A 14,494-nucleotide genomic window follows, 5' to 3' on the forward strand; every position below is an offset into this window, starting at 1 on the left:
CGCCCCGCCCGGCCTGGCCCCGCCCGGCCTGGCCCGGACCGGCCCGCGCCGGAGCTCACCGGATGTCATGCGGGGCGGAGGCGATCAGGTCCGCCGACGGGCGAGCCATTGCGCGAAGGTCATCTCGCCGCGCCGGGTCCCCGGGGCGGGGAGCAGCGACCCGTCGCGCATGCCGCGACCCCACGCGCCGGGCAGCGGGATCTGGATCACGGGGCGTCTGTGCCCCTCGGATGCGAGCAGCTGCCGCACCAGGTCGGCCATGTTCTCCTCCGCCGGCCCCGCGAGATCCGGCACGACTCCCTGCGGCGCCCCGGTCGCGATCCTCACCAGTTCGGCGGCGACCTCGCTCGTGGCGATCGGCTGCGAGCGCATTGTGGGGACCACCTGCAGGGGGCCCACCGCGCCGTGGCCGATCAGCTGCTGGGCGAAGTCGTGGAACTGGGTGGTGCGCAGCAGCGACCATCCGCCGTCGCGGCCCTGGAGCAGATCCTCCTGGGCCGCTTTGCCCGCGTAGTAGTTCGCGCGCACCCGCGCGGCTCCGATGATCGAGATCGCGACGTGGTGCGGCACGCCAGCGGTGCGCTCGGCCGTCAGCAGGTGGTCGGTGACCGTGGTGAAGAAGTCGACGGAGGCAGAGGTCGAGGTGCTGCTGGTGGCCGATGCGTCGATGACGGCCGAGGCGCCGTGCAGGGCCTCGACGAGGCCCTCGCCCGTGACGAGGTCGGTGCCCGTGCTGCGGCTCAGGGGAACGGGCTCGCAGCCCGCATCCCACACTGCGGCGACGACATGGCGACCCAGCGTGCCGGTCGCTCCGGCGACGACGATCTTCATCGGACGTCGGCCTTGGTGGTGCCGATGATCGTGCACGGGGTCCCGGTGAGCGGGGTGTCGTGGTCCTGTCGGCGGGATCGTGCCTGCGGTGTGCTGAGTAGTCTTCGCGTCATACCCCTGTGACCGGATGCGAGGCGGCGATGTGAGGCGGCGCCGTGCCGACGACGGCGGAGTGCGGTCCTCGATTCCTCGTTGCGGCTCACACCTCGACCCGCTGCCCGGTCCTGTGGGGTGAAGGGAGCACGCCATGACACCGCTCGAGGACGATCACCAGCCCACGCCGCCGGGACCGCACGGTCACGACCCCGATACCGCGGGCGCGGATGCCCCGGGCCCGGAATCCCGGGACCCGGATACCCAGGGCCCGGATGCCCAGGGCCCGGATGCCCAGGGCCCTGACGCCGAGGCGCTGGGGGAGAGGCGCCACCTCCTGTCCCTCGCCTTCCGCATGCTCGGCACGGTCGCCGAGGCCGAGGATGCCGTGCAGGAGACCTACATCCGCTGGTACCGGCTGTCCGAGGAGGAGCGCGCGGCCATCCGAGTGCCGAGGGCGTGGCTGACGCGCGCCGCCAGCCGGATCTGCCTGAACGTCCTGGGGTCCGCTCGCCGCCGCCACGAGAGCTACGTGGGTCCCTGGCTGCCCGAGCCCGTGCCCGCCCTCGCGTTCCCGACCGGGACGGTGACCGAGGACCCGGCGGACCGGGTGACCCTCGACGACTCGGTGAGCACCGCTCTGCTCGTGGTCCTGGAGTCGATGACGCCCGCCGAACGGGTCGCGTTCGTGCTGCACGACGTGTTCGCCGTCCCCTTCGCCGAGGTCGCGGAGACCGTGGGGCGCACCCCGGCCGCGTGCCGTCAGCTGGCCACCTCGGCCCGGCGAAGGGTCCAGGCGGACCGTGGTCGGCGCGCGGACCGCAGCGAGCACGACGACGTCGTCCGGGCATTCGCCGCTGCCGCGCGCAGCGGCGACCTCGCGGGGCTGGTCGCCGTTCTGGACCCCGACGTCGTGCTGCGCTCCGACGGCGGCGGCCGCGTGACGGCTGCGCGCAGACCCGTCCTCGGTCCGGACCGGGTCGCACGGTTCCTCTTCGGAGCACTCACCAAGAATCCGAGGGCGACCGTCCTCGAGCAGGACACGCCCGACGGCCTCGGCTTCGCGCTCTGGGACGAGGCGCGGATCTTCGGCGTGGTCACGCTGGAGGTCGTCGACGGCGCCGTGAGCGAGGTCCGACTGATGATGAACCCCGAGAAGCTCACGCTCTGGAACTGAGCACCCCGGGAGCGCAGCCGGTCAGGGTGCCGCCGCGCCCCACCCGACGTAGGCGAAGCCCCGAGCGGACCCGGCCCCGAGCGGATCCGGGTCTGGCGGTCCCGGCCCAGAGTGGACCCGGGCCCCGGTCGCGCTCACGCGGCGAGGTGGTCCGCCATCATGTCGGCGGGAGTGCGCGCCTCCCTGCCCAGCAGGCGGGTGAGCGTGGGGTCCGAGCCCGAGAAGTGCCCCTCCCGGGTGGCCCGGAACATCGACAGGCTGAAACGTGCTGCCGCTTCCGGCACGCCGGCATCGACCTCACCGGCGACCCACTCCTCGTCATCGACGACGACGCGCTCGACGGGCTCGCCCGTGACATCGGATGCCGCCGCCGCGAAGTCCGCGAGCGTCACGGGACGGCCCGGGACGAGGTCCACGACGCCGTCGAAGTCGCCGTCGCCGTCGCCGACGAGGATCGCCGCAGCCGCCTCCGCGGCGTCGCGGCGGTCCACCCAGGCGAACGGCCCGTCGGCCGGCCTGGCGATGGTGCGAGTGGTGCGCCACGGGCCGAGCAGCTGGCCGAGATCGCCGTAGAAGCCGTTGCGCAGCGAGGTCCAGGCGACGCCGGATTCCGCGAGGTGCTGCTCCGTGGCGGCGTGGAGAGCCAGCGGCGGGTAGGGGGTGTCGAAGCCGGCGCCGAAGGCGCTCGTGTAGAGGATCCGCCGGGCACCCGCGTCGACGGCCGCGTCGATGGCGCGGCGGTGCTGGGCGAGGACGTCGGCCGTCAGGTCGCTCGAGGAGACCAGGAGCACCTGGTCCGCCCCCTCGAACGAGTGCCGCAGGGCGTCGGGATCGTCGTACGTCCCCCGGCGCACGCGCACCCCGCGGCGCTCGAGGTGGGCCGCGCGCTCGGGGTCCCGCACGCTCACGCCGATCTGCTCGGCAGGAAGCTTCTCAAGGAGCCGTTCGACAGTGGCGCCGTTGAGGGTGCCTGTTGCTCCGGTCGCGATGATCACGTCGGTCGTCCTTCCGTCGGCGGTGCGCCCCTCCCGGTCGGAGGAGACAAGTTGACTCGGGTGGTCAACTTCCTGTGCGGTACGATCCTCGACGAAGTTGACCACGTAGGTCAAGTTCTTCCGACATCAGGAGTGACGAAGGACGGAGGAGCCTGGATGGAGTCCCTGGATCCCGGTGCTCTGCGGGCCGATGCGCGCCGCAACCACGACCGCATCCGCGCCGCGGCGGTGGAGGTCTTCCGCGATCGCGGCCTGTCGGCTCCCCTCGAGGACATCGCCGCCGCGGCCCACGTGAGCAAGGCGACCGTGTTCAACAGGTTCGGCGGTCGGGCGGGCCTGATCGACGCCGTCATCGACGAGGTCGGCGCGCAGGAGCTGCTCGACGTCATCGAGAGGGCGCGGGCGGTCGACGACACCGAAGAGCGGATCCGCTGGTACGTCGCGGCGCTGCGCGATCTGCAGTACCGGCTGCCGGCCGTGAACGGCGTGATCCTGCGGCAGGTGCCCGGCTCCCGCGGGCTCATGGAGCTGTGCAGCCAGGGGGAGCGCTTCCACGAGGAGCTCGTCGCCCAGGGTGTCGCGACCGGGGTTCTCGCCGAGACGTTCGAGCCGGAGGACTTCCAAGCCCTCGCGATCGAGACGGCGCTCGTGCTCGAGGAGCGCGGCAGGCCGCCGCGTCCCGGCTACGACCGACGCACGACGTTCCTGCTCGACGGGATCGCCCGGTCCGTCCGGCCCGGTCGGCCCGCCCGGCCCGCCCGACATCCGTCCCATGACGGATCGGGCGAGAGGACTGATCCAGGCGACGAGGCCTGATGGCGGCGGGCAGTCGACGTCCGCCCGTCGCCGCGGGTCAGCGCTGCAGCGACGAGAGGATGATCCGGTCCAGATCGGTCGGCTGCAGACCGAAGTCCCTGGTCAGCGTGCCCGGGTGGATCACTGCGCGGCGGCGCCACAGGTACTGCTGGTGCGTGAGCTCGCGGAACGTGGGCGAGAAGAGGCCGATCGCGCGCAGCAGCGGCGAGGGGATGCCCGTGGCCCCGTGCGAGCGCTCGCCGACCAGCGCCGCCGTGCGCTCCGCCAACTCGCGCTGGCTCAGCGGCTCCGGCGAGGGCGTCATGAGGATCGCGTCGCCGTGCGGTGCGAGCTCGTCGGCGTGCTGGGCGGCGAAGGCCATCGCTGCCGTCATGTCCGGGATGGACGTGAGGGTGCGCGGCACGGACGGGTCCCCGAGCACCCACGCGCGCTTGCCCGCGGCCGCGGGCTGGAGCACGAGCTGCAGGAAGACCGAGGTCTCGGGCACTGCCGTCGGCCCGAGAAGATCGGCCGCGACGACGGACAGCGTCGTCGCCGGGTGGGCGGCCCGGGTGCGCAGCAGCTCCGCGCGGACCTCGCCGAGCGGCGAGGCGGGAGCCAGGGGTGCGCCCTCGTGGAGATCCGCGGCCCCCTCGCCGAAGGCGTAGACGGACTCCGGGAAGACGATGGGGATGCCCGCTTCGGCCGCCGCGTCCATGACCGCGCGCTCGCGCTGGGGCAGGTCCCGGCGCCACGCGGAGGCGTCGTAGCTCGAGTGGATGCAGTGGAGGATCGCGTCGGCGGTGGCGCCGTCCGCATCCGTCAGGGCGGAGCGGAGAGTGGCCGGATCGCCCGCGTCGCCGCGCACCAGGCGGGCGCCGGGCTCCACGTCGGTGCCGCGCCGCAGCACCGTGACGTCGTGGCCGCCGGCGAGGAGGTCGCGTGCCAGCTGGGTGCCGATCTGGCCGGCTCCGGTGATGAGGTACCGCATGGGGAACTCCTTCTGTGAGCACTGCTCGCTATATGACGAGGACGACGCTAGACCGGTGCGCCCAAAAAAACAAGAGCAGTGCTCGCAGAATTGCTCCGACGGGCACGCGGTGCCAGACTGACCGGCATGGAGAAGCCGACGAGTGCGCCGAGCGCGAAGAGCGCGACGAGTGCGCGACCACGCCGCAGCCACGCCCAGGCGCGCGCCGAGATGCGCGAGGGCATCCTCCGCGTGGGCGGGGAGCTGCTGGAGAAGGACGGGCCCGCTGGGCTCTCCGTCCGCGAGATCGCGCGCGGGCTCGATGTCGCCTCGTCGGCCATCTACCGCCACGTCTCCAGCCGTGACGACCTGCTCACGCTCCTGCTGGAGGACGCCTTCACGGACCTCGCGGACCGGGTGGACGCGGCCCTCGCGGATGTCCCGACGGAAGGTGGCGCCGGGAAGGCGGCTCTCGCGGCGCTCGCCGGGGCGATGCGAGGCTGGGCGATCGAACAGCCCCAGCGGTGGGCGCTCGTCTACGGGTCGCCCGTTCCCGGGTACGCTGCGCCGGCGGAGCGGACCACGGGTCCGGGCACGCGCGTGATGGCCAGGTTCATGGAGATCCTGGCGGGAGGAGAGAGCGCCTCCGGCCCGTCGGCACAGGAGGAGGCGCCATCACGCGGCCGCGGCTCCGTCCTGGCGAGCGCACCGGGAGAGGCCTACTCGGCGGTGCTCTCGGCAGGAGCGGGGGAGCTCGGGGTGGACGCGTCGCCCGCACTCGCCGCGGCGAGCGTCCTGGCGTGGACGGGGCTGGTCGGGCTGATCTCCGCGCAGCTCTTCGGGCAGCTCGGGGCGGACTTCGCACCGCACGGCGACGAGATGCTCGCGCAGTGGGTCGACGCCACGGCAGGGGAGTTCGGACTGCTGTGATCCCCACCGTGACCGGGCCGTTCGCTACCCTCGCACCGTGACTGCCCAGCCCCACCTCGTCCGACGCGGCTCCGGAACGCCCGTGCTGTTCGTCCACGGCAACGGCCTCGACCATCGGCTCCTGCTCGACCTCGACGACGTCTTCGCCGCTGACGGCGCCTGGGAGCGCTTCTACCCCGACCTCCCGGGATTCGGCGGCACCCCGCCGCTCGAGGGCCGCGGAGGGCTGCCGGACCTCGCCGATCGGGTCGACGAGATCGTCGGCGAGCTGCTCGGCACGCGGCGGTTCGCGGTCGTCGCGAACTCCCTGGGCGGACTCCTCGCCCGCGACCTCGTCGCGCGCCGCAGCGGCCAGTGCCTCGGCATGGCGCTGCTCGCCCCCGTCGTCGACCCCGTGCGCGAGCACCGCACGCTGCCCGCGCGGACCGTGCTCGCGGAGGAGCCGGGACTGCTCGCCTCGCTCGATCCGGCCGACGCGGAGACCTACGCCGAGATGGCCGTGGTCCTCAGCAGGGAGAACTGGGAGCGCTTCCGCGAGACGGCGCTTCCCGGCATCCGCGGGGCCGACGTCGAGGCGATGCACCGACTGGGAGATCTCTACGAGCTGGACTCCCTGCCCGACGCGGCGCTCGCGGCGGATCCTTCGACCCGCGACCTTCCGGTCCTCGTCGTCGCCGGCAGGCAGGACGACGTGGTCGGCTTCGAGGACCAGGACGCGCTCGCGCGCCGCTTCCCCCGCGCGACCTTCGCCGCGCTCGACGGCGCGGGGCACAACGTCCATCTCGACCAGCCCGATGCGGTGCGCGCGCTCCTGCGCGCGTGGCTCACCGCGGTGCGGCGCGGGGCCGAGAAGCGCAGTGCAGCCACGGAGTGCAGTGCAGCCGAGGAGCGCAGCGGCGCGGAGACGCGGAGCACGCCGGCTCCGGGCCGTGTCGAGCTGCGCGGGAGCCTCGTGTGCGCCGACGACCGGGAGGCGGATCTGGTCCGCCGCCACCTCGCGCAGCACGTCGAGCTCACGCGTGCCGAGCCCGGCTGCCTCGCTTTCCATGTGGAACCGACGGAGGATCCGCTGGTCTGGACCGTCGCCGAGACCTTCGTCGACCGTGAGTCCTTCGCCGCGCACCAGGCGCGGGTGGCGGCGAGCGCGTGGGGCCGGGCGACAGAGCGCATCCGACGCGACTTTAGGGTGAGCGGGGCGAGCGAGGACCCGCCGCTGTCGCCCGCGGGCGGACCGACCTCTCCCTAGTCCCGAGGGGCCCGGTCCCGGGCGTCGAGCATCCCCCGCAGCCATCCGACCCTCCGCACCTCGCCGCCGGCCGCCTCGATCCGTGCGCGCAGCTCGCGATCGTTGGTGACCGCGAGGACCGTGGAGCCGTCCGCGATCCGACGCTGGACCTCGGCGACGATCTCGTCGTCCCCGGATCCGGGCGCGCGCACCACGCGCACTGTGCCGATCTCGGGGATGTCCCGCGCCTTGCCCTCGACGACGAGCGCGACGAGCGGGCGGATCGTCCCGGCCGGATCGGCGGGGATCTCGAGCCCTTCGACGGGGATCTCGAGCCCTTCGAGGCGGTCGCGCAGGCGGACGGCGGCTCCGGCGCGATCGCGCCACCAGCCGTCGGGCACCGAGCCGACGACGTTCGCCCCGTCGACCACGAGCACGATCTCCTCCGCAGCGTCCGTCATCCCACCACCGTCGCACAGCAGGGACGGTCTGACCGCGTCATGCGCGCAGCAGACTGCTCCGGAGCCCGGATCACCCGCGCGTGAGCAGGCGCTCGAGCGGGATCGAGTCGTCCTGCCAGGGCAGCAGCAGCCAGGCGACGACGTACGCCGCGAAGCCGACGAACGGCAGCAGGAACGCGATGAGCAGCAGCAGACGCACCAGCCACACGTTCAGACCGGTCCTCGCGGCGATGCCGCCCGCGATGCCTGCGAGCAGGCGGCGGGGACCGCGACGGAAGCCGAGGGAGCGCACGGTGTCGAAGAGGGGTCTCATGCCCGGAACGCTACGCACCGCGTCTCCGCGGGTCACGGGGGATAGCCCCCGCGCGTAGAATCCGTGCACCCTCGGCCGCACGCGCCGAGGGGCGATCGAGGACGATCCGCATCGCGGGCGGCGCCGACGGCGCACCGTGGAGAGGCGCTCATCATGGGGACACTCACCTTTACCGCCACGATGTCGCTCGACGGCTATGCGGCCGACGCCGACGGGGACTTCCAGTGGTCAGCGCCCGGCGACGACGTGTTCGCCGTCCACGTCGAGCGCCTGGCCGAGGTGAGCACCGAGGTCATGGGCCGGCGCACCTTCGAACTCATGGAGTACTGGGAGGCGGATCCGGAGACCGGGCCCGACGGCGAGGAGTGGGACGAGGCCGAGCGCGAGTTCGCCCGCCGCTGGCAGCGCATCGAGCGCATCGTCGCGTCCTCGACGCTCGACGAGAGCCGCGTCGATCCGGCGCGCGCCCGACTGCTCCGGCACCTGGACCTCGCCGGTCTGCAGCGGATCGTCGACGAGGCTCCCGGGCAGGTCGAGATCTTCGGGCCGACGACGGCGGCCGACGCGATCCGCGCCGGAATGGTCACGGACTTCCACCTGTTCGTGGTCCCGATGATCGTGGGCGGGGGACTGCGAGCCCTGCCCGACGGGATACGTCTCGATCTCGAGCGCGTCCACGAGCGGGCGTTCACCAGCGGTGCGGTGCACCTGCACTATCGCGCCCGCGGCGCGGGTGGTGCCCACGAGATGGGTGCGCCGGGCAGGCAGGCGGTCGCGGAACCGCCGGAAGGCGCCTAGAGACCCCGCCGGAGCACGATGACGTTGTCGGTGACCTCGGCGGTGCTCGCGCCGTCGGGAGCGGTCGCGGTGCGTCGGCGGGGCTCGACGATCAGGCGGTCCCAGCCCCCGGTGAGCGCGAACGCCTCGAGCGTCTGCTCGGGCGAGGGGAACTCCATGTCCTGGTCCCAGGACCAGGGTGCGACCGAGGCGTGGTCGATGACGAGCAGCAGTCCGTCCGGAGCGACCTGTCGGGAGGCCCGGGCGATGATCGCGTCCCGGTCGATCTCGACCGGCGACTGGAAGTGGCAGGCGAAGACCAGGTCGAACGATCCCTCGGGGATGTCCCGCGCGAGATCCGCCTGAACGGCGCTCACGCGATCCGTCAGGCCCTCCGCGCGGGCGGTCTCCTCGATCCGTCGTGCCGCCGTGGTCGAGGCGTCGGCGGCGGTGACGGTCCATCCGCCTCGGGCGAGCCAGAGGGCGTCCCCGCCCTGACCGGCCCCGAGCTCGAGCGCCGCGCCGGGCTGCCGCGCGAACTCGCCGATCAGGTCGACCAGCATGGGGCTCGGGGATGGGGCGTTCGTGGGAGCGCCGCGCTCGGCGTAGTGCGCCTCCCAGAATCGCTCGCTCTCGGTGGAGTGGTCCGCGTCCATGCGGACATCATGGGCGAGCAGGGCGCGGCGGGCCAAACGGGGTCACGGGGCCCGGGCCTGACCGGAACGGCCCGGGCGGGCTACTCCCGCTCCGGCCGGCGGCGCGTCGCCTTGGTCTGCGACCGCTGCCTCTTCGCCTCGAGCCGTCGACGCTGGGAGCCGCGGGTGCGGCGCGTCGGCCGACGGGGGACGGGAGGGGCGACGGCCTCGCGCAGCAGCTGGGAGAGGCGCTCCCGGGCGGCGACGCGATTGCGACGCTGCGCACGGTGCTCCGCGGCGACGACCGTGAGCACCGTGCCGGCGAGCCGGGAGGCGAGATGGTCCAGTGCGCGCTCGCGCTGCGCCCCGTCGAGCGCGGAGGTCGTGGCGAGGTCGATGCTCAACTGCACACGGGAGTCGGCGGTGTTCACGCCCTGCCCGCCCGGACCGGAGGCATGGGAGAACAGCTCGACCAGATCGGAGGCGGGCACCACGAGCCCTCGCGGGGCGCCGGGCCCCGGCGGGACCCGCAGATCATCCACGGGGCGCGTCCCCGTCGAGTCCCTCGCTCTCCTCCGCGAGCCGCGGCTCGACGCGGCGCTCGGGCCGGACTCCCGACTTGTCGGCGTAGAACGCCCTGATCACGTCCATGTCCGCGGCGACATCGCCCGTGAGGTCGATCGTCGGCCCGAGCCCCGCCGTCATCGTCGTGCGATCCACGAAGCCGAGCGTGACCGGCATCCCGGTGCGCCGGGCGATCCGGTAGAAGCCCGACTTCCAGTGCGTGTTCCCTCCGCGGGTGCCGTCGGGCGTGATGACCAGGCCGAACACGGAGCCGCCGTGGACCCGCTCGACGACCTCGGCGACCACGCTCCGAGGGTCCGAGCGGTCCACGGGGATCCCGCCGAGCGCGCGCATGAGCGGTCCCCGCCAGGAGCGGAACAGCGTGTGCTTGCCCAGCCAGTGCACCTCGATGCCCAGGCGCCAGGCGATCGCGAGCATGAGCAGGAAGTCCCAGTTGGAAGTGTGCGGGGCGCCGAGCAGCACCGTCGGTCGCGTCGGCGCCGGCCGGGCCACGAGGTGCCAGCGGCTGATCGCCCAGAAGGCGCGGGCGAGGAGTCGGCGGATCATGCGCACACCGTAGAGGATCCGCATCCGCGTTCCTGTGCCTCCCGCGACACCGAGGCGCCGGGGGAGTGCGCTCGGGTCGACGAGACCCCTACTCTGAGCGGCAATGGTCTCCGACGCACGCCCCACTCCCGAGGACCCTCTGGCATCACGCCTCGGGACGTCCGGGACGGTGCGCGCGACGACCCCCCGCACGGGTCGCGGGCTGCGGCTGTGGCGCCGCCTGACCTCGGTGCCCGTGCTCGCACTCGCCCTCCTCGCGACGACGATCGCCGCGGCCGGCCCGATCCAGGGGCTCGACGGCATGCTCGACCGGCACTGGCTCTACCACCTCGCGCCCCAGCTGCTGCCGTTCGTCCAGGGCGTGCTGGACCGGATCGCGGGGCAGGCCGTGTGCCTCCCCGTCCTCGCCGCGGTCGCGATCGTCCTCGCGGTGCGAGGCCGCACCTGGCGGCCGCTGCTGGTCGCCCTCGCTGCCGAGCTCGCCTTCCTCGTGGGCATCGGCGGCCTCAAGCTGCTCATCGCCCGCCCCTCGCCGACCCTCGACGACGCGGACCTGCTGGCCGGCGGCATCCAGGAGTTCGGCGAGAAGGGCATCAGCTTCCCCTCGGGGCACGCCTCCGAGGCCGTGCTCATCTACGGCGTCGTCGCGTACCTCATCGCCCGCTACGCGCACGTCGCGCCGCGCACGCTGCGCCTCGTGCGCATCGGCGTCGTCCTCATCGTGCTGAACTCCGTGGTCACCTCGCTGCTGCTGGGCTGGCACTGGGCGAGCGACCTGCTGGGCGGCGTGCTCGCCGGGGCGCTGTGCCTGCGGCTCGTGATCCTCGGTGATCAGCGCTGGGGACGACGGGACGACGCCGACGCGCCGGATGCGCCGCAGGGCGCGCAGGAGTAGGTTCCCAGCACACGCGCGCCCCACGCCGGCGGCCTGAAGTCGGCAGCCTGACGCCGGCAGCCTGACGCCGGCAGCCCCATGTCGGCACCCTCGCGCGCCGAATCGAGGAGCCCGCGATGAACGGTCCCGACACGCAGCCCACCCGCACCGAGCAGTCCCTCACCGTGGACCTGATCCTCTCCCTCGACGGCTGCGCCGCGGGGAAGGGCTGGCCCGGATGGTGGGGGCTCGAGAGCCCCGAGTACCTCGACTGGCTCGCCCAGCAGCCCGACTCCCTCACCCTCATGGGCGCGAACACGTACCGGGTGATGGAGGAGATGTCCGAGCAGGCCCAGCAGATCGACGTCTCCGAGGACGAGAAGGCGAGCTTCGCCCAGCTCGCCGACGCCGACCAGATCGTCTTCTCCGCGACCCTCAGCGCGCCCCTCGCCTGGCCGGGTACGCGACTGATCAGCACCGACGCCGTCGAAGCGGTGCGGGAGCTCAAGCGCACGTCCGTCAAGCCCCTGGTCACCATGGGCAGCATCGACCTGGGCTGCTCCCTGCTGCGCGCCGGAGTCGTGGACCGCTTCCGGGTGGTCCTGTTCCCAGTCATCACCGGACGCACGGGGCTCGAGCGGATCTGGGAGCGGTACCAGGACGTGGCGCTCGACCTCGTCGAGGCGCGCACCTTCGAGGGCGGTCTGCAGCTCCTCGAGTACGTGCCCACGCCGCTCGACGCGCCGCCCGGCACCGCCTGGGAGCGCTGAGCCGGTCTCCGTCCCCGGGCCGCGCGGAACATCACCGCCGGCCGTGCCGCGATGACCGCCGCAGGATCGGACATTCCCCCGCGCAGGCGTCGGCGTAAGGTCTGGCGCATGTCCGGCCCCGCGAGGAGGGGCCGGAGACCTCACGGGCGGTCGGCGACCGGCACACGGCGCCCCGGTCCGCGACGTCCTGCGAAGGAGGCTCGAGGATGAGCAGCACAGCGGAGAGCAGCAGCACGGCGACGGGGCGCGCACTGCCGCCGGTCGTCGACATGGACACCTGGCAGGCCCGGCGCGACGAACTTCTGGTGCGGGAGAAGGCGCACACCCACGAGGGCGACGCGATCGCCGCGGCGCGTCGGCGCCTGCCGATGGTCGAGGTCGACGGGACCACGCCCGTGATCGGGGCCGACGGTCCGGTGCCCTTCCTCGACCTCTTCGAGGGCCGCGACCGGCTCGTCGTGTACCAGCACATGTGGCACGACGGCGCCCCGCACCAGGGACAGTGCGAGGGCTGCACGGTCTCCGCCTGGCACCTGCAGGACGCGACCTACCTGCACCAGAACGGCGTCTCCCTCGCCATCCTCACCGTGGGCGCGTGGGACGAGGTCGCCCCGTTCACCGAGTTCATGGGCTACGACACCGTGCCCTGGTACTCGGTGCGCGAGGCGCCCGCGCCGATCGGCGGCGACATGGGGTACGTCGCGAGCTTCGTGCGCGAGGGCGACCGCGTGTTCCTCACCTATCGGACGACGGGTCGCGGCGTCGAACGCGCGAACCCCACCATGGGGCTGCTCGACATGACGGTCTGGGGACGGCGCGAGGACTGGGAGGACAGCCCCGAGGGATGGCCCGGGCAGAACCCCGCGTGCTGGAGCTGGCGCAGCGACGAGAACGGCACCCCCACCTGGGGAGAGGACAGCCGTCCCACGCCGCAGTGGACCCGCCCCGGCGCCGGGCCGGTCACGACCCTCGGACGCCGCGGCGGGCACTGAGCACAGGGCTCGATCAGTCGACCTGCAGCTCGCCCATCGGGCCCCAGTCCTCCACGTCGACCTGCTGGGAGACGATCTGCGGGGTCGCGCTGAGGTACTGCGGGAAATCGCCCTGCATCTTCTTGAAGTGCGGGGAGTTCACGTGCGGTCCCGCGCCCTCATCGGTGAAGGCCTCGATGAGCACGTAGGTGTTCGGATCCTTCACGCTGCGGGACCACTCGAACCACTTGTTGCCCTCTTCGGCGAGGGTGGCCTCGGTGAACTCGCTCGCGATCTCGGGCCACTGATCGGCGAACTCGGGCTTCACCGGGAACTTGACGTTGATGAGGATCATGACGGTCCTTCCGCTCGATCGGGTGCGGGCCGGGGACGGTCCGCTCGCGTCCCAGCATGATGCCCGATCGGCCGACGCGGAACCGCGCTTCTTGCAGGGCGAGAAGCGCGGGTCCAGTCGGCGGCGTCGGGCGGTGACTCCCGGCCGGTCATCGTGCGCTCCCGGTATGACAGTGGCGAGCGGACCTGAGAGGATGGGCACGTGACGACGGTGTTCAACCAGAAGCGGGGCGATGAGGCCCCGGAAGGTCGGAGCGAAGCTCCGGAGCGACTGGGCGAGGACGCCTCGCTGGACCCCCACGAGGACGCTCCCGCAGGTCAGATCCCCCGCGCGTTCGCCGTGCTCGAGGCCGTGGCGGCCGGCGGCAGCAGCACGGCACGCGCGATCGCAGATGCCACGGGCATCCCCCTGCCCACCGTGTACCGCCTCGCCCAGGAGCTCATCCGCGCCGGCTACCTGGTGCACCTGAAGGACGAGAAGCGCTTCGCGCTCGGCTACCAGCTGCACCGCCTCGCCGTCGGCCTCCACGAGGACCTCGGGATCCCGCGCGCCGTGCGCAACGAGGTCTGCGCGATGCACCGCGACCTCGGCATGGCCTCGTACCTCGCCATCCACCGCGGCACCGACTTCGTGGTGGTGTTCGTGGCCGATTCCCCGCAGGCCCCGCGCCTGAGCCCCATGGGCTTCGGATTCCACGAGAGCCCCCACGCGACGGCCTTCGGCAAGGTGGGGCTCGCGGCCCTCAGCATCGAGGAGCGCGACGACTACCTCGCCGGCCGCACCCTCCTCGCGCACACGGACCGCACCCTCACCGATCCCGTGGTCCTGCGCCGACAGCTCGACGAGATCTCCGAACGCGGCGTGGCCTGGGAGCACCAGGAGTTCCAGAGCGGCACCGACTGCCTGGCCGCGTCCTTCAAGGCCGACGACGGCATGCTCATCGGCACCGTCGCCGTCTCCGCGCCGGTCCGCGCCTACGAGGGCCGCACGCGCCACATCGAGGACCGCGTGCGCGCCTGCGCCTCGCGTGCGGGCCGCGCCTACCGCCTGGGTGGTCACCAGGGCTGAGGGCGGGCCCCCGCCGTCCGCACCCGAGGATCAGGGCCCGATGCACTCGCCCGTCGGCCCCCGTTCTCGCCCGACGAGAACGCCCGTGGCCCGGGGTCCCGCCGCCTTCCTAGTGTGTGTCTC

18 protein-coding genes are annotated in these 14,494 nt (G+C 73.1%); 9 read left to right on the forward strand and 9 right to left on the reverse strand.

The window, feature by feature from the left end; translation table 11 throughout:
• Positions 1–84 precede the first annotated feature (84 nt).
• Positions 85–831, reverse strand: a complete 747-nt coding sequence (locus MHY49_RS10160) for an SDR family oxidoreductase (RefSeq protein WP_239203877.1) — start codon at positions 829–831, stop codon at positions 85–87.
• 247 nt (positions 832–1,078) lie between these two features.
• On the opposite strand from MHY49_RS10160, the gene sigJ reads away from it, so the two are divergent.
• A complete protein-coding gene (gene sigJ, locus MHY49_RS10165) occupies positions 1,079–2,101 on the forward strand; it encodes an RNA polymerase sigma factor SigJ (RefSeq protein WP_255719843.1) in 1,023 nt (340 codons plus the stop codon).
• A 134-nt stretch (positions 2,102–2,235) separates the two neighbouring features.
• Here sigJ and MHY49_RS10170 read toward each other — a convergent pair whose 3' ends face one another.
• Positions 2,236–3,096, reverse strand: a complete 861-nt coding sequence (locus tag MHY49_RS10170) for an NAD(P)H-binding protein (RefSeq protein WP_239203878.1) — start codon at positions 3,094–3,096, stop codon at positions 2,236–2,238.
• A 156-nt stretch (positions 3,097–3,252) separates the two neighbouring features.
• On the opposite strand from MHY49_RS10170, the gene MHY49_RS10175 reads away from it, so the two are divergent.
• Positions 3,253–3,912, forward strand: coding sequence for a TetR/AcrR family transcriptional regulator (locus MHY49_RS10175; RefSeq protein WP_239203879.1), 660 nt, complete (start codon positions 3,253–3,255; stop codon positions 3,910–3,912).
• A 37-nt stretch (positions 3,913–3,949) separates the two neighbouring features.
• Here MHY49_RS10175 and MHY49_RS10180 read toward each other — a convergent pair whose 3' ends face one another.
• Positions 3,950–4,882, reverse strand: a complete 933-nt coding sequence (locus MHY49_RS10180; RefSeq protein ID WP_239203880.1) for an NAD-dependent epimerase/dehydratase family protein — start codon at positions 4,880–4,882, stop codon at positions 3,950–3,952.
• A 126-nt stretch (positions 4,883–5,008) separates the two neighbouring features.
• Here MHY49_RS10180 and MHY49_RS10185 point away from each other — a divergent pair, with 126 nt between their 5' ends.
• Positions 5,009–5,791: a TetR/AcrR family transcriptional regulator gene (locus tag MHY49_RS10185; RefSeq protein ID WP_239203881.1), complete on the forward strand. Its 783-nt coding sequence runs from the start codon at positions 5,009–5,011 to the stop codon at positions 5,789–5,791.
• A 37-nt stretch (positions 5,792–5,828) separates the two neighbouring features.
• Complete coding sequence (locus MHY49_RS10190) at positions 5,829–7,037, forward strand: alpha/beta fold hydrolase (protein WP_239203882.1); 1,209 nt, start codon at positions 5,829–5,831, stop codon at positions 7,035–7,037.
• Here MHY49_RS10190 and MHY49_RS10195 read toward each other — a convergent pair.
• Both MHY49_RS10195 and MHY49_RS10200 read right to left on the reverse strand, forming a co-directional pair.
• The gene (locus MHY49_RS10195) at positions 7,034–7,477 is read right to left on the reverse strand and encodes a hypothetical protein (RefSeq protein WP_239203883.1); all 444 of its coding nucleotides are present in this window, start codon (positions 7,475–7,477) and stop codon (positions 7,034–7,036) included. The two genes, MHY49_RS10190 and MHY49_RS10195, sit on opposite strands and share 4 nt — an antisense overlap.
• 70 nt (positions 7,478–7,547) lie before the next feature.
• The gene (locus MHY49_RS10200) at positions 7,548–7,790 is read right to left on the reverse strand and encodes a PspC domain-containing protein (RefSeq protein ID WP_239203884.1); all 243 of its coding nucleotides are present in this window, start codon (positions 7,788–7,790) and stop codon (positions 7,548–7,550) included.
• A 153-nt stretch (positions 7,791–7,943) separates the two neighbouring features.
• Here MHY49_RS10200 and MHY49_RS10205 point away from each other — a divergent pair, with 153 nt between their 5' ends.
• Complete coding sequence (locus MHY49_RS10205; RefSeq protein WP_239203885.1) at positions 7,944–8,588, forward strand: dihydrofolate reductase family protein; 645 nt, start codon at positions 7,944–7,946, stop codon at positions 8,586–8,588.
• Here MHY49_RS10205 and MHY49_RS10210 read toward each other — a convergent pair.
• From MHY49_RS10210 to MHY49_RS10220, 3 genes are all read right to left on the reverse strand, one after another.
• Positions 8,585–9,223, reverse strand: coding sequence for a cyclopropane-fatty-acyl-phospholipid synthase family protein (locus tag MHY49_RS10210; RefSeq protein WP_239203886.1), 639 nt, complete (start codon positions 9,221–9,223; stop codon positions 8,585–8,587). The two genes, MHY49_RS10205 and MHY49_RS10210, sit on opposite strands and share 4 nt — an antisense overlap.
• 80 nt (positions 9,224–9,303) lie before the next feature.
• Entirely contained in the window at positions 9,304–9,744 is a 441-nt protein-coding gene (gene arfB / locus MHY49_RS10215) for an alternative ribosome rescue aminoacyl-tRNA hydrolase ArfB (protein ID WP_239203887.1), read from the reverse strand.
• Positions 9,737–10,333, reverse strand: a complete 597-nt coding sequence (locus tag MHY49_RS10220; protein WP_239203888.1) for a 1-acyl-sn-glycerol-3-phosphate acyltransferase — start codon at positions 10,331–10,333, stop codon at positions 9,737–9,739. Before MHY49_RS10220 ends, arfB begins: the two co-directional genes overlap by 8 nt.
• Before the next feature lie 103 nt (positions 10,334–10,436).
• Here MHY49_RS10220 and MHY49_RS10225 point away from each other — a divergent pair, with 103 nt between their 5' ends.
• The 3 genes from MHY49_RS10225 (at position 10,437) to MHY49_RS10235 (ending at position 12,969) form a co-directional block, all read left to right on the forward strand.
• Positions 10,437–11,228, forward strand: coding sequence for a phosphatase PAP2 family protein (locus MHY49_RS10225; protein ID WP_239203889.1), 792 nt, complete (start codon positions 10,437–10,439; stop codon positions 11,226–11,228).
• A 116-nt stretch (positions 11,229–11,344) separates the two neighbouring features.
• Positions 11,345–11,977 (forward strand): dihydrofolate reductase family protein, encoded by a 633-nt coding sequence (locus MHY49_RS10230; RefSeq protein WP_239203890.1) that lies wholly within the window; start codon positions 11,345–11,347, stop codon positions 11,975–11,977.
• A 206-nt stretch (positions 11,978–12,183) separates the two neighbouring features.
• Positions 12,184–12,969, forward strand: coding sequence for a DUF899 family protein (locus tag MHY49_RS10235; protein ID WP_239203891.1), 786 nt, complete (start codon positions 12,184–12,186; stop codon positions 12,967–12,969).
• A gap of 13 nt (positions 12,970–12,982) precedes the next feature.
• Here the strand turns inward: MHY49_RS10235 and MHY49_RS10240 are convergent, their stop codons facing one another.
• A complete protein-coding gene (locus MHY49_RS10240; RefSeq protein WP_152351887.1) occupies positions 12,983–13,303 on the reverse strand; it encodes a putative quinol monooxygenase in 321 nt (106 codons plus the stop codon).
• 201 nt (positions 13,304–13,504) lie between these two features.
• Between MHY49_RS10240 and MHY49_RS10245 the strand changes: the two genes are divergently transcribed.
• Positions 13,505–14,371 (forward strand): IclR family transcriptional regulator, encoded by an 867-nt coding sequence (locus MHY49_RS10245; RefSeq protein WP_239203892.1) that lies wholly within the window; start codon positions 13,505–13,507, stop codon positions 14,369–14,371.
• Positions 14,372–14,494 lie beyond the last annotated feature (123 nt).

The organism is Brachybacterium sp. ACRRE (assembly GCF_022346485.1).
Lineage (GTDB): Bacteria > Actinomycetota > Actinomycetes > Actinomycetales > Dermabacteraceae > Brachybacterium > Brachybacterium halotolerans.

Excerpts from the sequence above, each read along its gene's own strand:
- MHY49_RS10195 (WP_239203883.1), bottom strand. The coding sequence starts at position 7,477 with ATGACGGACGCTGCGGAGGAGATCGTGCTCGTGGTCGACGGGGCGAAC.
- sigJ (WP_255719843.1), top strand. The coding sequence starts at position 1,079 with ATGACACCGCTCGAGGACGATCACCAGCCCACGCCGCCGGGACCGCAC.
- MHY49_RS10160 (WP_239203877.1), bottom strand. The coding sequence starts at position 831 with ATGAAGATCGTCGTCGCCGGAGCGACCGGCACGCTGGGTCGCCATGTC.
- MHY49_RS10225 (WP_239203889.1), top strand. The coding sequence starts at position 10,437 with ATGGTCTCCGACGCACGCCCCACTCCCGAGGACCCTCTGGCATCACGC.
- MHY49_RS10180 (WP_239203880.1), bottom strand. The coding sequence starts at position 4,882 with ATGCGGTACCTCATCACCGGAGCCGGCCAGATCGGCACCCAGCTGGCA.
- MHY49_RS10175 (WP_239203879.1), top strand. The coding sequence starts at position 3,253 with ATGGAGTCCCTGGATCCCGGTGCTCTGCGGGCCGATGCGCGCCGCAAC.
- MHY49_RS10230 (WP_239203890.1), top strand. The coding sequence starts at position 11,345 with ATGAACGGTCCCGACACGCAGCCCACCCGCACCGAGCAGTCCCTCACC.
- MHY49_RS10200 (WP_239203884.1), bottom strand. The coding sequence starts at position 7,790 with ATGAGACCCCTCTTCGACACCGTGCGCTCCCTCGGCTTCCGTCGCGGT.
- MHY49_RS10235 (WP_239203891.1), top strand. The coding sequence starts at position 12,184 with ATGAGCAGCACAGCGGAGAGCAGCAGCACGGCGACGGGGCGCGCACTG.
- MHY49_RS10210 (WP_239203886.1), bottom strand. The coding sequence starts at position 9,223 with ATGGACGCGGACCACTCCACCGAGAGCGAGCGATTCTGGGAGGCGCAC.
- MHY49_RS10185 (WP_239203881.1), top strand. The coding sequence starts at position 5,009 with ATGGAGAAGCCGACGAGTGCGCCGAGCGCGAAGAGCGCGACGAGTGCG.
- MHY49_RS10240 (WP_152351887.1), bottom strand. The coding sequence starts at position 13,303 with ATGATCCTCATCAACGTCAAGTTCCCGGTGAAGCCCGAGTTCGCCGAT.
- MHY49_RS10205 (WP_239203885.1), top strand. The coding sequence starts at position 7,944 with ATGGGGACACTCACCTTTACCGCCACGATGTCGCTCGACGGCTATGCG.
- MHY49_RS10220 (WP_239203888.1), bottom strand. The coding sequence starts at position 10,333 with ATGATCCGCCGACTCCTCGCCCGCGCCTTCTGGGCGATCAGCCGCTGG.